This window comes from Promicromonospora sp. NPDC052451, from assembly GCF_044547525.1.
In the GTDB taxonomy this organism is placed as follows: Bacteria; Actinomycetota; Actinomycetes; order Actinomycetales; family Cellulomonadaceae; genus Promicromonospora.
Genome location: NZ_JBIUAP010000007.1, coordinates 94,502 through 113,196 on the forward strand (window position 1 = coordinate 94,502; position 18,695 = coordinate 113,196).

The following is an 18,695-nucleotide window of genomic DNA, read 5'->3' on the forward strand; positions in this document are numbered from 1 at the left end:
TCAGCCCCCGAACCGGTAGCCGGCGCCGGGCACCGTGCGGATGACCCAGGGCTCGCCGAGGCGGCGGCGCAGGTTGGAGATGGTGACCCGGATCGTGTTGGTGAACGGGTCGGTGTTGGCGTCCCAGGCACGTTCCAGCAGCTCCTCCGCGCTGAGCACCCCGCCGTCGGCATTCATGAGCACCTGCAGCACGGCGAACTCCTTGGGGCTGAGCCGCACGAGCCGGCCGTCGCGGTAGACCTCCCGGCGGAACGCGTCGAGCCGGACCCCGTCGGCCTCGACCACCGGAGGCCGGGCGGGCTGGGTACGGCGTTCGAGCGCGCGCAGCCGGGCGACGAGCTCGGGGAACTCGAACGGCTTGAGCAGGTAGTCGTCGGCGCCCAGCTCGAAGCCGGTGACGCGGTCGTCGAGCGTGCGGGCGGCCGTGAGCATCAGCACCCGCACCTCGGGGTGGTCCCGCGCGAGGCGCGCGCAGACCTCGTCGCCGTGGACGCCGGGCAGGTCCCGGTCGAGGACGACGACGTCGTACGCGGCGTCGGCGACCGACGTGAGGGCCGCGGCCCCGTCGTGGACGACGTCGGCGGCGATGGTCTCCCGCCGGAGGCCGACGCGCACGGCGTCGGCCAGGTAGGGCTCGTCCTCAACGATCAGTACACGCACCACGAACCTCCCGGGCCTGCTCGAAACCCTGCTCGAACCTCGCCCAGGCAATCACACGCAGCGTTGGGAGAACGTAAAGGAAACCCTGAACACCCTGGCAACACCCCCGGTGCTCGACTGGGCGACGTCCACGGACAGACCGTGGCACCGAACCGGAGGAGCACCTCATGTCGAAGCGCCGAACCCCGTCCCTGGCCGCCGTGCTGGCGGTCCCCCTGCTGCTCGTGGCACTGAGCGCCTGCGGCACCGCCGGCGACGCACCCGACGCGGAGAGCACCGCGGACAGCGGCACCGAGCAGTTCGAGTCCCTCGAGGACTACCAGCTCGCGTTCGCCTCGTGCATGCGCGACCAGGGCGTCGACATGGCGGACCCGAACAGCGACGGGTCGGTCGAGGCGCAGGCCGGCGACGCGTTCATGGAGGCGGCAGAGGTCTGCCAGGGCGAGCTGGGCCGGCCACCGGCCGCGCCTGGCGGCGGACCGTCGATGTCGGACGAGGAGCAGCGCGCCGAGTGGCTGGAGATCGCCGCCTGCCTGCGCGACAACGGCATCGACGTGGCCGACCCGGGGCCCGGCGAGTCGCTGACCATCCCCATGGACGTGCCGGACGACGTCTTCGCCGAGTGCGCACCGCAGGGCGTCGGCGGCTCGACCGGGCTGGGCAGCTGATGGCGCGGGTGCACGGGCGGCGGCGCCGGCGCGTCGTCGTCGGGCTGGCCGCGGTGGCGGCGATGGCTGGGGGCGCGGGGCTCGGGATCCACGCCTTCGCGAGCTCCGCGGACGAGCAGGGCCAGTCCGCCCAGGCGTTCCGGGGTGACACCGACGAGGTGGTCCGCGGCGACCTGGAGGGCAGCACCACCGCCCAGGGCACGCTGCGGTACGCGGACCCGAGGCCCGTCCAGTCCGCCCGCGGTGGCGTGGTGACCGGCCTGCCCGACGCCGGTTCCGTGGTGCGCCCCGGCGGGCGCCTCTACGCCGTCGACAACGTGCCCGTGTTCCTGCTGCGGGGCACGGTGCCGGCCTGGCGCGACCTCGCCGCGGGCATGACCGACGGACCCGACGTGCGGCAGCTCGAGGAGAACCTGCGGACGCTGGGGTACCTCGACGTCGAGCCGGACGAGACGTTCGACTGGTACACCACCGCGGCGATCATGGACTGGCAGGAGGCGAACGACCTCGAACGCACCGGCAAGCTGCCGCTGGGGTCCGTCCTGTTCTCGGCCGGCGGCGTGCGCGTCGGCACGCTGACCGCGAGCGTCGGCAGCCAGGTCGGCCCCGGGGCCGAGCTGTTCGAGGCGACCGGGACCAGTCAGGTCGTGAGCATGGACCTGGGCCTGGACGACCAGCAGCTCGCCGTGATCGGCAACCCGGTCACGGTGCGTCTGCCGGGCGGCCGGGAGACGAGCGGGACCATCACCTCGGTCGGCACCCCCACGGAGGCCGAGGACGCCACCGGGCAGCGCACGACGGTCGTCCCGGTCGTCGTCGCCCTGGACTCCGCGAAGGAGGCGAAGGCCTTCCAGGAGGCGTCCGTGACCGTGGACATCCCCAGCGAACGGCGGGAGGACGTGCTGTCCGTACCCGTGGGCGCCCTGATCGCCATCACGCCCGACCAGTTCGGCGTCGAGGTCGTGGGCGCCGACGGCACCACGTACCAGGTGCCCGTCACCACCGGCCTGTTCGCCGGCGGCCGGGTCGAGATCTCCGGCGACGACGTCGAGGCCGGCCAGCGAGTGGTGGTGCCGCAGCGATGACCACCACGACGGTCCTGCCGCCCACGCGCCTGCTGAACCCGCTGGTCGCCCTCGACGACGTCCGGCGCTCGTACGGGGAGCCGCCGGTGCTGGCCTGCGCGGGCGTGACCCTGCGCATCATGCCCGGCGAGCTGGTCGCGATCGTGGGCCCCAGCGGTTCCGGCAAGTCCACGCTGCTGAACCTCATCGGCACCCTCGACCGGCCCACCGCGGGCGTCGCCCGCATCGACGGGCTCGACGTGTCCGAGCTCGACGACCGGTCCCTGTCCGCGCTGCGCGCGTACCGGATCGGGTTCGTGTTCCAGCAGTTCCACCTCGCCGACGGCGTCACCGCGCTGGACAACGTGGCCGACGGCCTCCTGTACACCGGGGTGCCCCGCACCGAACGACGACGGCGGGCCGCCGAGGCGCTGGACCGCGTGGGGCTCGGCCGACGGCTCGACCACCACCCCCACCAGCTCTCGGGCGGCGAACGGCAGCGGGTGGCGATCGCCCGCGCCGTCGTCGGCGACCCGCCGCTGCTGCTGGCCGACGAGCCCACGGGCAACCTCGACAGCACCTCGGGTGCGGCGATCGTGGAGCTGCTCCACGAGCTCAACGCCCAGGGCACCACGGTCGTGGTGATCACCCACGACACGGAGCTGGCCGGCCGGCTCCCGCGCCGGATCGCCCTCCGGGACGGGCGCGTGGTCAGCGACACGACCGGACCGGAGGCCGGCGCATGAGCACCGTCACCGCTCCCCCGCCGGTCACGGCAGGGCCGCCGCCGGAGGTTCGTGGACCGGACCGGTCACGGCTGCTCGGCCGGGACGTGCTGCGTCTGGGCACCACGGGGCTGCGCGCCCGGCCGACCCGTGCGGTGCTCTCCGCACTGGGGATCGCCATCGGCATCGCGGCGATGGTCGCCGTGGTGGGCGTCTCGTCGTCCAGCCAGGCCCGCCTCAACGACCAGCTCGCGCAGCTCGGCACCAACCTGCTCACCGCGCAGGCAGGCCGCACCCTCACGGGCGACCGCACCACCCTGCCGCCCGACACCCTCGGCAAGGTGCGGCGCGTGGCAGGGGTCGAGAGCGCGAGCAGCACCGCGACCCTGCCGCAGCCCGTCTACCGCAGCTCGCTGTCCGACCCCGACGCCACCGGCGGCATCGCGACCATGGCGGCCGACCAGAACCTGCTCGACGTCGTCTCCGGCACGGTCGGGTCCGGGGTGTGGCTCAACCCGGCCACCGCGGGCTTTCCCGCGGTGGTGCTCGGCAGCGTCGCCGCCGAACGTCTCGGGGTGGTGTCGCCGGGCACGCAGGTCTGGCTCGGCGGCACGTCGTTCACCGTGGTGGGGATCCTCGACCCGGTGGCGCTGGCCCCCGAGCTCGACACCGCCGCGCTCGTCGGCTCCGCCGTCGCCGCCGACCTGTTCGGCTTCGACGGCAGCCCGACGATGATCTACGAGCGCTCGGCCGACGACGCCGTGGAGCACGTCCGCGCCCTGCTGGCCCCGACGATCGCACCGCAGGCGCCGAACGAGGTGGAGGTGTCCCGGCCGTCCGACGCGCTCGCGGCGCGGACCGCCGCCAACCAGGCGTTCACCGGCCTGCTGCTCGGCCTCGGCTCGATCGCGCTGCTCGTGGGCGGGATCGGCGTGGCCAACACCATGATCATCTCGGTGCTCGAGCGGCGCCGCGAGATCGGCCTGCGCCGCTCCCTGGGGGCCACCCGCCGGCACGTGCTGGTGCAGTTCCTCGCGGAGGCGCTCCTGCTCTCCGCGCTGGGCGGGCTCTTCGGCAGCGCCTTCGGGACGGCCGCGACGGGGATCATGGCCGCGGTCAACGGCTGGCCGTTCGCCCTCCCACCGGAAGCGATCGTCGTGGCGGTCACCGCCACGCTGGTCATCGGCGCGATCGCGGGCCTCTACCCGGCCCTCCGCGCGGCCCGCACCCCGCCGACGGCCGCACTCGCCTCCTGACCACCGCCCGTCGAGTGCTGGATATTCGCCCTTTTCGGAGCCCCTCAGGGGCGAATATCCAGCACTCAACGGGGTCCGCGGTCAGCGGGCCGTGAGGAACTCGTCCAGGGCCGGCAGGTCGTCCGTGTTGATGTGGTCCACGCCTGCGGCGACGAGCTCCGTCCAGACCGCCTCGCGCGCCGCGCCCGGCTGGTCCGGCGTGGCCCAGAACCGGACCCGGTAGCCCGCGGCGTGCGCCTGGTCCACGACGGCGTGCAGGCGCTCGCGCTCGGCGGCGGGCATCGCGCCCTCGCCCTGCCAGGTGAACAGCTTCGTCCAGTTGTCGCTGACCAGCGGCATGAGGGACGCCGGGAGCCCCGACCCGAGGTCGCCGGACCGGCCGTCGTAGAACGCGTACCGCACGTCCTGGTCCCGCATGGTCTCCAGCGGCCGGTTGCCGCTGATGACGGCGGTCACCGCGCCCGTCCGGACCCGGCCGTGCACCGAGCGCGTGAGGATCGAGCGGTGCTCCGCGAGCGCCTCGTGGACGGCGACGTAGGTGGCCTCGCCCTCGGACTTGATGTCGACGAGGAGCTGGAAGCTGCCGTCCCAGCCGGGGTAGACGCTCCGGTCCCGGCCGCGCGCCAGGTCCTGGAGCGGGTCGAGGTAGAGGCTCTCCAGTGTGCGGTCCGGGTCGACGTCGACCAGGTCGTGCGCCACGAGGAGCTCGCCGTCGACCAGCCAGACGTCCGCCTCGACGCTGGTGAAACCGCTGGCCAGCGCGTCGTACAGCGGGCGGTCGTGCTCGTAGTCGTTGTGCGCGTGGGCGGCGTCGTGCGGCTCGCCCAGCTCGGCACCGCACCCGGGCCGCGTCACCGGGAGCGGCGCCGCGGGCGCCGGGGCGGCCGACGCCAGTCCGCTCGACACCGGGGCGGCCGACACCGGGGCGGCCGATGCCGGGACGGCGGCGAGCCCCGCGAGCAGGGTCGCGGCCGCCAGGGCCGCTCCGACGATGGTTCTTCCGCGCATGGTCGTCTCCTCGTGCCTGGTGTGGCGGGTGTCCGCACGGGTGCCCGGCGGGGACTCACCCGTGCTGGCGGCGCGGCAGGGCGCCTCGCCCATGCAACCGCCGGGTGCTGACCCACGGGTGAACTCCGCCCGACGGGCACCCGTCGACGAGCCGAACCGACGCCCCTCGTTCGGTGCGGTGCCACGTGGGCCGCGCTGCGTTCGGGTGGACGCGGCCTGATGCGGCTCAGGCGCCGGACCGCGGCTCAGGCCGCCGGCTCGAGGCCCGCGACCTGCCGGGCCGCGTCGACGAACGCCACGCGCACGGTGTCCCAGCCGTCGAGGTAGCCGCCGACCAGAGCGGCGTCACGGAGCAGCACGAGCTGGCCGGCCGCGGTCACGGGGTCCTTCACGCCCGAGGCGGTGAGCGCCTCCTCCAGGACGCCGCGGAACCATGCGCGGTGCTGGTCCACGGCGCGGCGCACGCCGCTGTCCGGGTCGGGGTACTCGGCGGCGGCGTTGATGAAGGGGCAGCCGCGGGTGTGGTGCCGGGCGACGTCCTCGGCGATGCCCTGGATGATCAGCCCGACGAGCTCCACGGGGTCGTCCGTCACGGACCGTGCGCCCTCCAGCGCGCCACGCAGGTTCGCGTCCTCCACCCCCAGGTAGGCCTCCACGAGCTTCTCCTTGCCGGGGAAGTGGCGGTAGAAGGTGGCGCGCGTGACCCCCGCCTCGGCGAGGATCCGGTCGACGCCCACCACGTGGATGCCCTCCGCGTAGAAGAGCTCGGACGCCGTCCGCAGCAACCGCTCGCGCGCCTCGGACCCGCCGTCGGCTGTCTTGCGCGGGGCTCGGGAGGCGGTGGTCCTGGGTGCCATACGACTCAGCATAGAACGATCTTTCTCTTTGGCGTTGACGCCCGCCGGGCGAGGGCGCTACCGTCGGGAACAACAGAGAAAGAACGATCGTTCTTCCTGACGACGGACCGGGGACCCGGTCCCCGACCGCAAGGAGCCCCACCATGAACGCCGCACCCGACACGACGACCACCGACGACAGCACCACCGGAAAGCGCCCGATCGTCCTCATCCACGGGCTGTGGATGACCCCGAGGAGCTGGGACACGTGGGCCGAGCGGTTCCGCGCCGCGGGTCACGAGGTGATCGTCCCGGGCTGGCCGGGCATCGACGACCGCAGCGTCGCCGACGTGCGTGCCAACCCCGAACCGCTCAAGGGCATCGGCCTGAAGCAGATCGCCGACCACTACGAGCGCATCATCCGGGCGCTGCCGGTCAAGCCGATCATCATGGGCCACTCGTTCGGCGGCGTGCTCACCCAGATGCTCGCCGACCGTGGCCTCGGCGCCGCCTACGTGGGCGTCGCCCCCGGCCAGGCGGCCGGCGTCACCACGCTGCCGGCGTCCACCCTGCGTACCGGCCTGCCGATCCTGTCCAACCCGTTCGGGCGCAACGGCGCCAAGCCGATCTCGAAGGCGCACTTTCACTTCACGTTCGGCAACGACGTGTCCCGCGCCGAGTCGGACGCGCTCTGGGAGCAGTACGCCGTCCCGTCGTACAACCGGGTCTTCTTCGAGGGCGTCGCGTCGGTGCCGAACGAGAGGGGCGGCGTCACCCACGTCGACTACGCCCGCGCCGACCGCGCTCCGTTCCTCGTGATCACGGGCGAGATCGACAACGTGGTGCCGCCGGCCATCGGCCGCGCGATCGTCGCGAAGTACACCGGGACCGGCAGCCCCGCCGTCGTCGAGTACCGGGAGTACGCGGGCCGCACGCACCGCCTCGTGTCCCAGCCGGGCTGGGAGGAGATCGCGGACCACGCCCTCGCGTGGGCGACGTCGCACGCGACGGCGTGATCGCCCCGGGCGCCTCGCCCCGCCCCGCGAGTCGCCCGGGACGGCCGCGCGGGATGTGACCCAGGTCACCCGACACGTTCGCGCCGGCCCACCGTCCTACCCGAGTGTGAACCAAGCTCCGGTCCCGCCGCGCGCGTGCGCTGCCCGGCACCACCCGCCCCGTCGAGGGGCCTGGTGGAGACGTCGCCGCCCGGCCCGGCGGACCATCCGGCACCCGGCGTGGCTCCGACCGACCGAGCCCTGCGCAGGACAACGGCCGCAGGGCCCGGCCTGATGTCCCGCGAGGCGCCACCCGGGTCGCTCGAGCGCGCCGGGGAGCTGCTGCCCGCGCTCCCGCCGGGCGCGCACCGGCGGCCGTACGTCGAGCTGGCGCTCGACCAGGCGCTGCGGGCGGGTCCCACGGCGATGGTGCTGCTGCGGACGCCGCGCGGAGCCGGGCGCCGCACCGCCGTCGCGCTGTGGTCCCGGCGGCTGCTCCGCAGCGGGCGGCTGGTCGTCTGGGTGGACGTGCCGGAGCGCGAGTCCCTGGACGGCGACGCGCTCGGCCGCGCCGCGAGCGCCCGGCTCTCCGGGGTCGCCGGAGTGGAGCCGGACCCGTCGGCCGAGGCGCTGGCCGCCGCGCTCGACACCCAGGACGCGGTGCTCGTCGTCGACCGGCTGGGACACGGGTCGGGCGCCGCCCTGGCCTTCCTCGACCGGGTGTCGCGGATGGTGCGCCGCGGCCGTGTCGTCGCGCTGACCGCGGTACCCCTGCCCGGACCGGTGCCGACCTCCGACGGCTGGGCACCGGCCGGCGGGTCCGCGGACGGGGACGCACCGGCGGTCCGGCACACCGAGCTGACCCTGCGGGACCTCGCCGTGCACCCCGACGAGGCCCGGACCGCGGCGGCGACGGCGGGGGTGCCCCTGACCCGGTCGCACGCGCGGCTGCTGGTCACGGCCGTGGCGGGCTGGGCACCGGTGGTCTACCCGGTCCTGGAGGAGCTGCGCCGCACGAACGCCCACGGCACCCCGGTCACGGACGAGACCGTCGCGGCCACGGCCGCCGCCCACCGCGGGGCCTACCTGCGCGCGGTGCTGCCCCAGGAGGCCGTCAGCCTGCTGGTCGAGGCCGGCCTGGCCCCGCGGTTCCGCCTCGCGGACCTCGCCGCCACCGGGCTGCTCGACGCCGTCCCCGGCGCCGAGGCCCTCATGGACCGTCTCGTCGCCACCGGCCTGGTGCTCGACGACCCTGCCGGCCCGGACGGCGACCTGGCCCTCGACCCGCACGCGCGCCGCGCGCTGCTCGACTACGCGCGGGGCCGCGACGCCGGCGAGCTGGCCCGGCGAGCCGCCAGGGCGGCCCGTCGGCGAGCCGGGGCAGGTGACGCACGAGGGGCGCTCCTGGTCGCGCTCGAGTCCGGCGACCCGGCCCTCGTCCGTGATCTGCTGCACGACACCTGGACCGCCGTCCTGGACGGGCACGACGCGACCCTGCACGGCGCCCTCTGGGCCGCCGTCGCGTCCGCCCCCTCCGGGCACGTGCCTGCCGAGCTGCATGCCCTGCTGTCCGTGACCCGCACCACCCCCGGCCGGCACGGCGACCCCCGGCACCCGTTGCTCCGGCAGGCGGAAGGCCGCCGTCCCGCGTCCGACCCGGGCGGCCCCGAGAGCCCGCTCACCACGTTCACGCGGGTCGCGGGCCTCCGTCGGTCGGGGCGGGCCATGGACGCTCTGCGGGTGGCCCGGGGGCTGCTCGACACCGTGGCCGGGTCCGACGTCGCCCGCGTGCTCGTGAAGCTGCAGGCCGGGCTCGCCGCCGCCGAGGCCGGGCTGCTCGACGAGGCCCTCCGACGTGCCGAGGCGGCCTACCTCGGGGCGCTGGCCTCCGGCGCGCTGCCACTGGCCGCCGCCGCGGCGGAGCTGGCCGCCCTGGTCCACGCGCTGGACTCCGGGGTCCGGTCCGCGTCCGACTGGTCGGGTGAGGCCGACATGCTGCCCGAGCCACCGGCCTGGTGGCGTGAGGCCGTGGGTGACCCGGCCACCCTGACCGCCGCGCTCGTCCGCCTGGAGCACCTCGACGACGAGCTCGCCCACCCCCTGCTGTCCGCCGTGCGCGACGCGGCCGGGACGGACCTGTGGTTCGCCGGGCTGCACGCCGAGGTGATGCTCTGCGCGCTGCGCGGGCAGGAGGAGCCGGCCGTGGACCGGCTCCGGGACGTGCTCGCGCGGCGCGGCCTGACCCCGTCGGACGGCGGCACGGACGGCGGCACGGACGGCGGCACGGACGGCAGCGCGCGCAGCGGCCCGAGCGAGGCCGACGTGCGCATCCCGCCGCTGCTCGCTCTCGATCTCGGCCGGCTCTATCTGGCGCTGGGCCGCGGTACGCACGCCGCTGTCGTCGCCGACGCGCTGACCCTCCGGACACCGGCCGCCGCGCTGCTCGACGCCCACGTCCGCCTGGCCCAGGGCCGGCCGCGCGACGCGTTGCCCGCCGTCTCCGCCGACGGCCCGGGCTGGACGACGGGTGCACGGCTCCAGGCGCACCTCCTGGCGGCCGAGGCACTGACCGCCGCGGCAGGGATCTCCACGGCGGGGGCCGGCCCCGCCGTGCCCGACGGCGCCCGGCGCGAGCTGTCCCGGGCGGTCGCGCTGGCACAGCAGGCCGGCGGCGGCCTGCCCTACTGGTGGGCGGCGCCCTCGGTGCTGCGCCGCCTCGCGGTCGACACGCCCGCAGCGGTGCGCGAGCGGGCCGACGAGGTGCTGGACCGGCGCGGCGCACCCGTGCCGGTCGAGTTCGTCGTGGTGCCCGACCGGCAGCTCGTCGTGCTGCACCATCTGGCCGACGGCCTGACCTCGACCGAGGTGGCCAGGGTGTCGTTCGTCTCGCGGAACACGGTCAAGACGCAGATCCGCGAGCTGTACCGGAGGCTGGGCGCGCACGACCGGGCAGAGGCTCTGCGGCGGGCCCGGGAGCTGGGGCTGCTGGACCCGATGGTGCGGGCGCGGCTCAGCTCCCGGTCGTGACCGTGACCACACCCACCACGAACGCGTCGCCGTTGGTCTCGACGGCGGTGAGCTGCGCACGCGTCGAGGTCAGGAACGCGGGCTCGAACGGCTTGACGTCGACGCCGAGCGCGTTGGCGTACGCGGAGCCCCAGGCCGTGGAGTCGAAGGCGTTGTCGCCCGATCCGGGACCGCCCGGACCGGCGCCTGTCCACCGGAGCGGTACCAGCGGCGCGCCGTCGAACAGGAGCTGGTCGCCGGGCACGCTGCGGTCGCCGTCCCAGACCACGGCGCCGACCCGGGCGGTGGTGCCCGGCCGTCCGGCGACGGAGAAGTGCCCCTCGCCCGCGGTGGACGAGACGGGCAGCAGCCCGTCGTACACGATGGCCAGCCCGGGGCCCGCCGGGCCCGACCCGGCCGGCCGGTGCACCACGACGAGGGCCCAGCCCGCGTACCCGCCCACCGCCTCGGTGGCGCACACGTCGGCCACGCCCCACGTGCCCGCTCCCCCGGCGCGGACCAGGTCGGTCACGTCGGCGCTCGCCTGGTAGACCTGGCTCCCGGAGCGGTCCACGGTGACGTTCTCGACGGTCGTGAGCGTCCCGCCGGGCGGTGCCACCCGGGCCGGCGGGATCGTGCCCGCGCACCCGCCCGACCAGTAGAGCCGCGCGGCCAGCACCTCGGCCCCCACGGGGACGTCGAGCACGGCCGCGGACGACGTGGTGCCCGTGCCCAGGGCGTCCACGGCCACCATGGCCCAGGCGTTGTTGTTCTGCGTGGGACCGGTGGCGGTGCCGGCGGCGACCGCGGCACAGCCCGGGGCGGCCGGCGCGCAGTGCAGCACGGGTGCGCCCACCTGGGTGATCTCGACCGCACCGGTGGCGACGTACCGTGCCGCGAGCGACCCGGCACGCACCGGCACGGGCTCGCTGACGCTCGTGCGGGCGACGCCCTCCCCGTGGAGGTCCAGCCGGAGGACGACGTCGCCCACGGCGAGGTCCGCGGCGACGAGCACCGGCACCAGGACGGTGGAGGTGGCACCCGCCGCGATCGTGCCGACGGTGCAGACCACCCGCGCGGACGGGCCCTGGTCGCAGGACCACGCGGTGACGGCGCGTGCCCGGCCGGCGGTGTCGAGCGTGACACCGTCCGGCAGCACCACCTCGACGACCACCCGGCCGCTCGGGTCGGCGTTCGGGTTCGACACCGTGGCGCCGAGCACCCCGGTCCGGCCGGGCACCAGGTCCCCCAGGTCGTCGTGCTCGATCACGAGGGTCAGGGGGTCCGGCTCCGGGACGGGGGACGCCGTCGGGCGGGGGCCGGGTTCCGACGGGGGTGCCGGGTCCGGCGGCAGCGAGGACGGCGGACGCCCGCCGAGGACCGGACCCGGCGCCGGGGGCGTCAGGTCGACCAGCGGCGGGCCGCCGCCGTCGCCCGGCACCTCCCACCGCACGGGCCGGTCGTCGGTGCGGCCCGTGCCGTCCACCCGGTCCCTGACGTCACCCGCGGCGTCACGGCGGCCGGGAGACGCCCCCGCACCACCGGTCGACGGGTCCGCGTCGTCCCGGCCCCCGGATCCCCGTGGCCGGCTGTCGCCCGCGGGCACGGGGCCGCGCTCCGGCTCGTCGTCACCGGCTGCCGATCCGGCGACGGTGAGCCCCGGGACGTCCGGCACGGACCCGCCCACGACGCCCGAGGCGGCGACGGCGGACAGCGTCAGCGCGCACAGGGCGACGCACGCCGTCACCAGCACGATCTTCCGGCGTCCGACCCGGGGTCGCGCCCACCACCAGCGCCGGCCCAGAGCGCGCACCCCTCGGTGCCCGCCACGGACCGCTGCCCACCCGTCGGGCAGTCCCTCCGCACCGTGCTCCTCGGGCAGCTCGCCGGCCGCCGCGACGGGCAGGCCGAGCGGCAGCAGCAGGCCGCGCATCCGGCGCCGCAGGTCCCGCATCTGGTCGACGGCGGCCGCGCAGTGCACGCACGCGAGCACGTGCGTGCCGACCCGGCGGTGGACCGGCAGGGCCAGGGTCTCGTCCACGTACCGCGCCAGGTGCGGGGCGTAGTCCTCGCACCCGGGTGCCACCCGGTCCTGATGGGCCTGCAGGTACGCGCGCCGCAACCGCTCGCGTGCCCGTCGCGCCAGCGACGACACCGCGTTGGGCGAGACCCCGAGGAGCGGTGCCACCTGGGACGGCGGGAGGTCGTGGACGTCGACGTACCAGAGCACCCGACGCCACCGCGGCGACAGCTCGGCGAAGGCACGCCGGACGCGGTGGTCGTCGTCGGCGGCGACCAGCCCGTCGCCGTCCTCGTGCGGGCGGTCGATCACCTCGGCCTCGGCGGGCACGGCCTTCTGCTGCGACCGCAGGAAGCCGACGGCCGTGTTGCGCACCGTGGTCAGCAGGTAGGACCGGACGTTGCCCGACGGACCGCCCCCGCGTCGCACGGCCGCCAGCAGCGCCGTGAACGACTCGGCGACCACGTCGTCGGCGGCGGGTCCCGGGCCCACCACACGCCGGGCGACGGACGCCGCCGTCCGGTGGTGCCGCGCGTAGAGCTCGGCGAAGGCGGCATCGTGCCCGGAGCGGAACTCTGCGAGCAGCTCCTCGTCGGAGGCGTCCCGGGTCGCGCGCGACGACGGGCGCGGCGCGGTGGGAGACGCAGCAGAAGACACAGCGGAAGACGCAGTGGAACTGGTCGTGTCGACCATCCGGGAGTACTCCCTGGCACCTCGATGGAGTTGTCCTGATTGCGTAAAATACTACTGGCGGGTGGGGTATGCCCCCGCATCACGCGGGGTGATCCGGGGGGTGATCCGCGATCCAGGAGCTCGTTCCGGTTGCGCCGTCATCACCCTCTTGTGCCACCGTCTAGCCCGGCGATGAACAAGGCACCGGCAGGAGACGACGGACTCGGCACGCTGTGCGCGCGCTGGCGCAGGCACACGGTCGCCGAGGGCTGGCGCATGCCCGAGGACTGGTCGAGCCCGGCGGTCGTCCCGCTCGCCTACGCCGTGATGAACGGGCTGGCCGCCGAGGCGCCCGCCCGGGCGCTCGGCACCGCTCGCGCGCTGGCCGACGTGGGGGTCGCCGAGGGCCTGCGCGACATCGGGGTGCTCTACGACCTGTGCCTGACCGACCTGCCGCAGTCGGTGGCGGTGGCGTTCGCCACCGGCTGGGAGACGGCGGAGACGGGACCCGACCCCCGGCTCGCGGCACGCGGCATGAGCGGGCTGCCCCGGCACGGCGAGTTCCTGGCGCGCGCCGCGGACGTCTTCGCGGGCATCGAGAGCACGCGGGAGGGCGGGTCCCTGGTGCTGGTGACCATCGACGGGCGGGTCGGCGGGGTCAGCGCCGCCGGGCGGCTGGTGCGGTGGAAGCGCGACGTGCTGCTCGGCGAGGCGGTCCGGCTCTCGTTCGGCGAGGACTGGCCGGCCGGCTACCGGGACGGGGTCGCCGTCGTGCTCGGCCGGCCGGAGCCCGCGGGCCGGATGCTGGCGTCCGTCGCCCGCGCCCGGGACACCCTGGCCGGCCTGGCCCGGAAGAACCCGAGCATCCTGCGCGCCCCGGTCCGGATCACGGTACGGCCGCTGCCCTCGGACCTGGCCGCCCTACGGCGTCTCCTCGACGCCGACCACGCCGCCTAGGCGTCCGCGTCAGCCGTGCGGCGCGCCCCGGGCCGCCCCGTGCTCGTGGACGCCTCGCGCCACGAACCGGCGGATCGACTCGCGCGCCCGGACGAGCAGGGCCGCCACCGCATTGCTGGAGATGCCCAGGTCGGCGGCCACCAGGGAGATCGGGACGCCCTCGAACACCGTCATCTGCATCGCGTACCGCTGCCGTGGCGGGCAGGCCGCCAGACCCTCCAGCACGTCACCGAGCTCCATGGCGGACAGCGCGGCCGCTGCGGGGTCGTCCGGGGCGGGCAGGTCGCGCGCCTCGTCGATCTCCGCCATGGACGGCTGCCGGCGGCGGGACCGGTCGGTGGCGATGTTGCGCACGGTGCGCGCCACGTAGGTCTTGCCGTGCTCCCGCGGGCCGCGCCCCTCGCGCAGCAGCGACAGGATCCGGACGAACGCCTCCGCCGCCAGGTCGTCCGCATCGGCGGGGTTGCGGGTGTAGCGCCGGGCGACCTTGACGGCGTACGGGTAGTGCCGCCGCCAGACGAGGTCGATCGCGAGCGTGTCCCCGGCGCGGGCCCGGCCGAACAGCTCGACGTCGCCGGGCTCCTCCGGCTCACCGGCCGCCTCGTCCGCCGCCCCGGGACCCCGGACCCCTTGCCCCGCCGGACCGATCTCGCGCTGCCAGGCCCCCGTCGTCATCGGCATCCAGATCCCCTCCTCGCCACGACGGCCGAACCGCTCGGCCGGACCGTCGGCGTACCGGTGTACGCGTTGGGAGAGACGCCGCGACACCACCGGCGTGTCGCGAGACACAGTGGTGATCGGGAGGGTGATCTGCCTGGTCAGAGGGATAAAACATGCGAATGCATGCTCAAGCGCCGGTCACTCTGGGCGCCGCCGGACGACGGGCACGACGAGCAGGTGCACGAGCACCCACGCCGCCAGCGCGGCCGCGGGGTACCGGCCCGCCACGGCGAGCACGACCACCAGGACCAGGAGCACGACGACGAGCACGCCCACGGCGGCCCGCGTCAGGGTGCGGGAGAGCCGCACCAGCCGCACCGCCTCGTCGGGCAGGGGCGGGAGCGGCGGCGGGCTGGAGTGTAGATCGGGCACGGATGTCTCCTCTCGGGACGCGGCTCCCGCCGGAAGCTCGGCCCGCGCCCGAGAACCCCAGCTTCCGGGCACGGGCCGAGCAACCGGCGGGAGCCGCACGGATCAGCGGGCGAGTGCCTGCCGGGTCCACCCGGCGACGTCGTCCTCGGCCGACCGCGCGGCGAGCAGGTTCTCGATCACGTCGACCACGCGGCTCGAGGCATGGCCGTCACCGAACGGGCTGGGTGCCGACGCCATGCGCCGGTGCAGCGTCTCGTCGGTGAGCAGCGCGCTGATCGCGTCCACCACGTGCCGCGTGTGCGTGCCGACCAGCACGCCGCCGCCGGCGTCGAGCAGCTCGGGCCGCTCGGTGGCGTCGCGCGTGATCACCACGGGCACGTCGAACGCCGGCGCCTCCTCCTGGATGCCGCCCGAGTCGGTGACCACGAGGGTCGCCCGCGAGAGGAGGCGCGTGAGCTCGCCGTAGGGCAGGGCGTCGGTGAGGACGACGTTGGGGGCGCCGAAGACGGCCGGCACGATCGCCTCCCGCACGATCGGGTTGCCGTGCAGCGGCACCACGACGAGCACGTCGGGAAAGAGGCGGGCCACCTCGGCGAGCGCCCGCGCGACCCGCTCGATCCCCTCGTCCCAGGACTCACGCCGGTGCGCCGTCACCAGGATCACCCGCCGCCCCTCCTGGACGGCGTTCTCGATGACCGGGTCGCTCATGCGCACCGGCCGCGACGCGGCGTGCATGAGGGCGTCGATCACGGTGTTGCCGGTGACGGTGATGTGGTGCGCGGGTACGTGCTCGTGCCGCAGGTTGCGCGCGGCCAGGTCCGTGGGGGCGCAGTGCCGGGCGGCGACGGTCGTGATGAACCTGCGGTTCCCCTCCTCCGGGAACGGGGAGTAGACGTCGCCGGTGCGCAGGCCGGCCTCGACGTGCACCACCGGGACCTGGCGGTGGTAGGCGGTGAGCGCGCCGGCGAACGCCGTCGTGGTGTCGCCCTGCACCACCACCGCGTCCACCGGGTGCGCGTCGAGGTACTCGCTGAAGCCCCGCACGGCGCCGACGAGGACGTCGTCGAGCGAGTAGCCCCGGCGCAGCAGGCCGAGGTCGTGGTCGGGGACGATGTCGAAGAGCTCGTTGACCTGGTCGAGCATCATGCGGTGCTGTCCGGAGGTCACCACCCTCGGCACGTGGGTGTTCCGCCGCTTGAGCTCGTTGACGACCGGGGCCAGCTTCACGGCCTCCGGCCGGGTCCCGTAGAGCACTGCGACCTCGCGGCGAGCTGTCTGGGGCATGCTGCTTCTCTCTGCTCGGACGAACGGCCCGCGGGTGCGAGCCACCGTGACCGACGCAGGCGGGCGGGGGCGATGACGGCCACCGCTGTGATGTCACCCGCCGGGCAGAACCCCGGTGACCTGGGACGACGCGGCTCAGCGATCAGGCGTCGCCCGTGGGGCGCGCCACCCCGAGCAGGCCGGCCGGTGTGAACAGCAGCGCGCACAGGCACAGAGTGGAGGCCATCAGGGCCGGGCCGCCCACCGTGTGCATCATCCAGGCGAACCCCGTGTCGCCCCAGCGCGCGGTCGCCTCGACGACCAGCACCGTGCGGGCCGTGCCGACGACGCCGAGCACCGCGACCGTCGTCATGCCCGCGACCAGCAGCCCCGCCGCGGGTGCACGGCGCCACAGGGCCAGCATCAGCGCCACGGCGAGCAGCGCTCCGCCCACCCACCACGACGCCGAGACCGGCCCGGTCACCAGCACGGCGGCCCAGACGGGCACGCCGCCCGCCGTGGTCTCGTAGGAGAGCAGGGGCCCGGCGGAGGGCACCATCGCCGGCCGGGAGAACACCTGGTCGAGCAGCCGGGCGGCGAGCACGGCCTCGCCGTGCCGGAAGCGGTCGGCACCGAGCAGCGCGGCGATCCCGAGCACCGCCACCGGCGCGGCCGCCAGGAGACGCGGGCCGACGGCGGGCGGCGGCGTCCGGGCGCCCACGATCCGGATCTCCACCGACGGGTCCGGCGCCTCGGTCAGGGCGTCGTCCACGGCGCCTCCTCTCGGGGTTCCTGCCGAGACTCCTGCCGGGACCGCATCACCTCTCGGGAGCGCGGCTCGCCGGGGCCGTCGCCGTGCCGCGCGGTCTTCACCCACGCGGTCTCGCCGCGGAGCACCCGCGCCAGCGCCTTCCACGCGCACGCGTAGGAGAGGTAGTTCGTCAGCACCAGGTAGTTGCCCATCAGCAGGCCCTGCCAGATGCCGACCCGCCGGTCGCGCCGCCAGTACAGCCAGCCCGAGAAGACCGCCGGGGCGAAGGCGAGGAGGTACCAGGCCAGCACCACGGCCACCGCGGTACTGGGGGTGCTCGCACGGCCGAGCAGGGCGGAGCCGTCCAGGAGCACCGTGAGCAGGCAGTAGTGGAAGAGCACCGACCACGGGAGCGTCAGCAGCCAGGGCGACAGGCAGTAGAACGACAGCTCCAGGGCCGCGGCGTGCGACAGGCGGGCCGAGCCCCAGATGGCGGGCAGCCGCCTGATCGCCATCAGGTGCCCCTGGTACCAGCGGGTGCGCTGCTGGAGCAGGCGGGGCACGGTCTCCACACCCTGCTGGTCCACGGACGCGGACGGCGTGGTGGTCAGCTCCCAGCCGTGCAGCGCGAGCGTGATCGCCAGGTCGAGGTCCTCGGTGAGCGAGTCCGACCACGGGCGCTCGCCCGCCTGGTCGAGCGCCGTGAGCCGGGTGAACTGCGCGTTGCCCCCGAGGCTGACGGTGCCGGTGGCCGCCCGGCCCACCTGCGTCACGCTCGCCACCCCCCAGAACTCGAAGTCCTGGAACCGGGTGAGGAACGAGGTCCGGTTGCGGATGCGCACCTGGAGCTGGACCCCGCCCACCCGCGGCCGCTCGAACAGCGGCAGCACGTGGTCGAGCGCCCGGGGCGACAGCCGGCCGTCGGCATCCATGACGCAGACGACCACCGACGCCGGGTCCTGGCCGCGCCCGGTCACGAGCTCGCGGATGCGGGCGATGCCCGCGTTCAGCGCCGCGCCCTTGCCCTGCCGGGCATGGGGCGGCTCGCGGCGGACCACGTGCACGTCGCTGCCGCGAGCTCCCGCGGCACCGGCGGCGAGGGCGATCGCGCCCGTGGCGTCGTCCGACCCGTCGTCGATGACGACGGTGGTCGTGCCCGGGTTGATGACCAGGCCCGTCACGGTGCGGTGGACCACCTCGGCCTCGTCGAGGCACGGCACCAGGAAGTAGACGTTCCAGCCGTCCTGCGCCGCCGCGGGCACCACGCCGTACTCGGCCCGTCCCTGCACGGCGAGAGGGCTGCCGTGCCGCCGGATCCCGCGGACGCCGGAGGCCATGAGCAGCACGAAGTACGTCGTCGAGCTGACGACGATCATCGCGGCCACCAGGCTGAGCAGACCCACACGTTCCCCCTGTGTCTCACGTCGTGGGGGCGAGCCGGGCGGCCCGCCCCAGGTTGCTCCTCAGGCGTCCTGGTCCGGTTCCGCACGGCGCCGCCGGCTCTCCCTGACCAGGACGAGCCCGCCCACCACGAGCCCGATCGTCACCACGGCGAACCACAGGGACTCGAAGCCCGTCGCCGCGAGGACTCCCGTGCCGACGGCGCCGGTACCGATGCCTGTGGCGATGCCAGGGGTGTTGTACATGTCCCGTTCCTTCCGGTGAGGGGTCGCGCCGGCCGGCGCGACCCGGTACAGGTGCTCAGACGACGCCGCGGGTCTC

Annotated in this window: 17 protein-coding genes; 7 read left to right on the forward strand and 10 right to left on the reverse strand. The window is 75.3% G+C overall.

The window, feature by feature from the left end; genetic code table 11:
* Positions 1-660, reverse strand: a complete 660-nt coding sequence (locus tag ACIG47_RS14190; protein WP_397414258.1) for a response regulator transcription factor — start codon at positions 658-660, stop codon at positions 1-3.
* Between the two features lie 167 nt (positions 661-827).
* Here ACIG47_RS14190 and ACIG47_RS14195 point away from each other — a divergent pair, with 167 nt between their 5' ends.
* Genes ACIG47_RS14195 through ACIG47_RS14210 form a run of 4 tightly spaced genes read left to right on the forward strand, consistent with a single transcriptional unit; the run spans position 828 to position 4,373 of the window.
* A complete protein-coding gene (locus ACIG47_RS14195; RefSeq protein WP_397431512.1) occupies positions 828-1,328 on the forward strand; it encodes a hypothetical protein in 501 nt (166 codons plus the stop codon).
* Positions 1,328-2,413: an efflux RND transporter periplasmic adaptor subunit gene (locus ACIG47_RS14200; RefSeq protein WP_397431514.1), complete on the forward strand. Its 1,086-nt coding sequence runs from the start codon at positions 1,328-1,330 to the stop codon at positions 2,411-2,413. The genes ACIG47_RS14195 and ACIG47_RS14200 overlap by 1 nt, the downstream gene beginning before the upstream one ends.
* A complete protein-coding gene (locus ACIG47_RS14205) occupies positions 2,410-3,138 on the forward strand; it encodes an ABC transporter ATP-binding protein (protein WP_397431515.1) in 729 nt (242 codons plus the stop codon). The genes ACIG47_RS14200 and ACIG47_RS14205 overlap by 4 nt, the downstream gene beginning before the upstream one ends.
* The gene (locus tag ACIG47_RS14210; protein ID WP_397431517.1) at positions 3,135-4,373 is read left to right on the forward strand and encodes an ABC transporter permease; all 1,239 of its coding nucleotides are present in this window, start codon (positions 3,135-3,137) and stop codon (positions 4,371-4,373) included. The genes ACIG47_RS14205 and ACIG47_RS14210 overlap by 4 nt, the downstream gene beginning before the upstream one ends.
* Positions 4,374-4,454: 81 nt before the next feature.
* On the opposite strand, the gene ACIG47_RS14215 is transcribed toward ACIG47_RS14210, so the two are convergent.
* The gene (locus ACIG47_RS14215) at positions 4,455-5,381 is read right to left on the reverse strand and encodes a phosphatidylinositol-specific phospholipase C/glycerophosphodiester phosphodiesterase family protein (protein WP_397431519.1); all 927 of its coding nucleotides are present in this window, start codon (positions 5,379-5,381) and stop codon (positions 4,455-4,457) included.
* A 245-nt stretch (positions 5,382-5,626) separates the two neighbouring features.
* Positions 5,627-6,238 carry a TetR/AcrR family transcriptional regulator gene (locus ACIG47_RS14220; RefSeq protein WP_397431521.1) on the reverse strand — a complete coding sequence of 204 codons (612 nt, stop codon included), beginning with the start codon at positions 6,236-6,238 and terminating at the stop codon, positions 5,627-5,629.
* Between the two features lie 143 nt (positions 6,239-6,381).
* Between ACIG47_RS14220 and ACIG47_RS14225 the strand changes: the two genes are divergently transcribed.
* Both ACIG47_RS14225 and ACIG47_RS14230 read left to right on the forward strand, forming a co-directional pair.
* Entirely contained in the window at positions 6,382-7,233 is an 852-nt protein-coding gene (locus ACIG47_RS14225) for an alpha/beta hydrolase (protein ID WP_397431523.1), read from the forward strand.
* Between the two features lie 219 nt (positions 7,234-7,452).
* Entirely contained in the window at positions 7,453-10,239 is a 2,787-nt protein-coding gene (locus tag ACIG47_RS14230) for a LuxR C-terminal-related transcriptional regulator (RefSeq protein WP_397431524.1), read from the forward strand.
* On the opposite strand, the gene ACIG47_RS14235 is transcribed toward ACIG47_RS14230, so the two are convergent.
* Complete coding sequence (locus tag ACIG47_RS14235) at positions 10,223-12,895, reverse strand: sigma-70 family RNA polymerase sigma factor (RefSeq protein ID WP_397431526.1); 2,673 nt, start codon at positions 12,893-12,895, stop codon at positions 10,223-10,225. The genes ACIG47_RS14230 and ACIG47_RS14235 overlap by 17 nt on opposite strands.
* Positions 12,896-13,102: 207 nt before the next feature.
* Between ACIG47_RS14235 and ACIG47_RS14240 the strand changes: the two genes are divergently transcribed.
* Complete coding sequence (locus tag ACIG47_RS14240) at positions 13,103-13,867, forward strand: hypothetical protein (RefSeq protein ID WP_397431528.1); 765 nt, start codon at positions 13,103-13,105, stop codon at positions 13,865-13,867.
* Between the two features lie 9 nt (positions 13,868-13,876).
* Here the strand turns inward: ACIG47_RS14240 and ACIG47_RS14245 are convergent, their stop codons facing one another.
* The 6 genes from ACIG47_RS14245 to ACIG47_RS14270 form a co-directional block, all read right to left on the reverse strand.
* On the reverse strand, positions 13,877-14,548 hold the full coding sequence (locus ACIG47_RS14245) for an RNA polymerase sigma factor (RefSeq protein WP_397431530.1): 672 nt from the start codon (positions 14,546-14,548) through the stop codon (positions 13,877-13,879).
* Between the two features lie 177 nt (positions 14,549-14,725).
* Positions 14,726-14,959 carry a hypothetical protein gene (locus tag ACIG47_RS14250; RefSeq protein ID WP_397431532.1) on the reverse strand — a complete coding sequence of 78 codons (234 nt, stop codon included), beginning with the start codon at positions 14,957-14,959 and terminating at the stop codon, positions 14,726-14,728.
* Between the two features lie 102 nt (positions 14,960-15,061).
* Complete coding sequence (wecB, locus tag ACIG47_RS14255) at positions 15,062-16,243, reverse strand: non-hydrolyzing UDP-N-acetylglucosamine 2-epimerase (RefSeq protein WP_397431533.1); 1,182 nt, start codon at positions 16,241-16,243, stop codon at positions 15,062-15,064.
* A 142-nt stretch (positions 16,244-16,385) separates the two neighbouring features.
* Complete coding sequence (locus ACIG47_RS14260) at positions 16,386-16,994, reverse strand: hypothetical protein (RefSeq protein ID WP_397431535.1); 609 nt, start codon at positions 16,992-16,994, stop codon at positions 16,386-16,388.
* Positions 16,979-18,376: a glycosyltransferase gene (locus ACIG47_RS14265; protein WP_397431536.1), complete on the reverse strand. Its 1,398-nt coding sequence runs from the start codon at positions 18,374-18,376 to the stop codon at positions 16,979-16,981. Before ACIG47_RS14265 ends, ACIG47_RS14260 begins: the two co-directional genes overlap by 16 nt.
* Before the next feature lie 60 nt (positions 18,377-18,436).
* On the reverse strand, positions 18,437-18,619 hold the full coding sequence (locus ACIG47_RS14270; protein WP_397414293.1) for a hypothetical protein: 183 nt from the start codon (positions 18,617-18,619) through the stop codon (positions 18,437-18,439).
* Positions 18,620-18,695 lie beyond the last annotated feature (76 nt).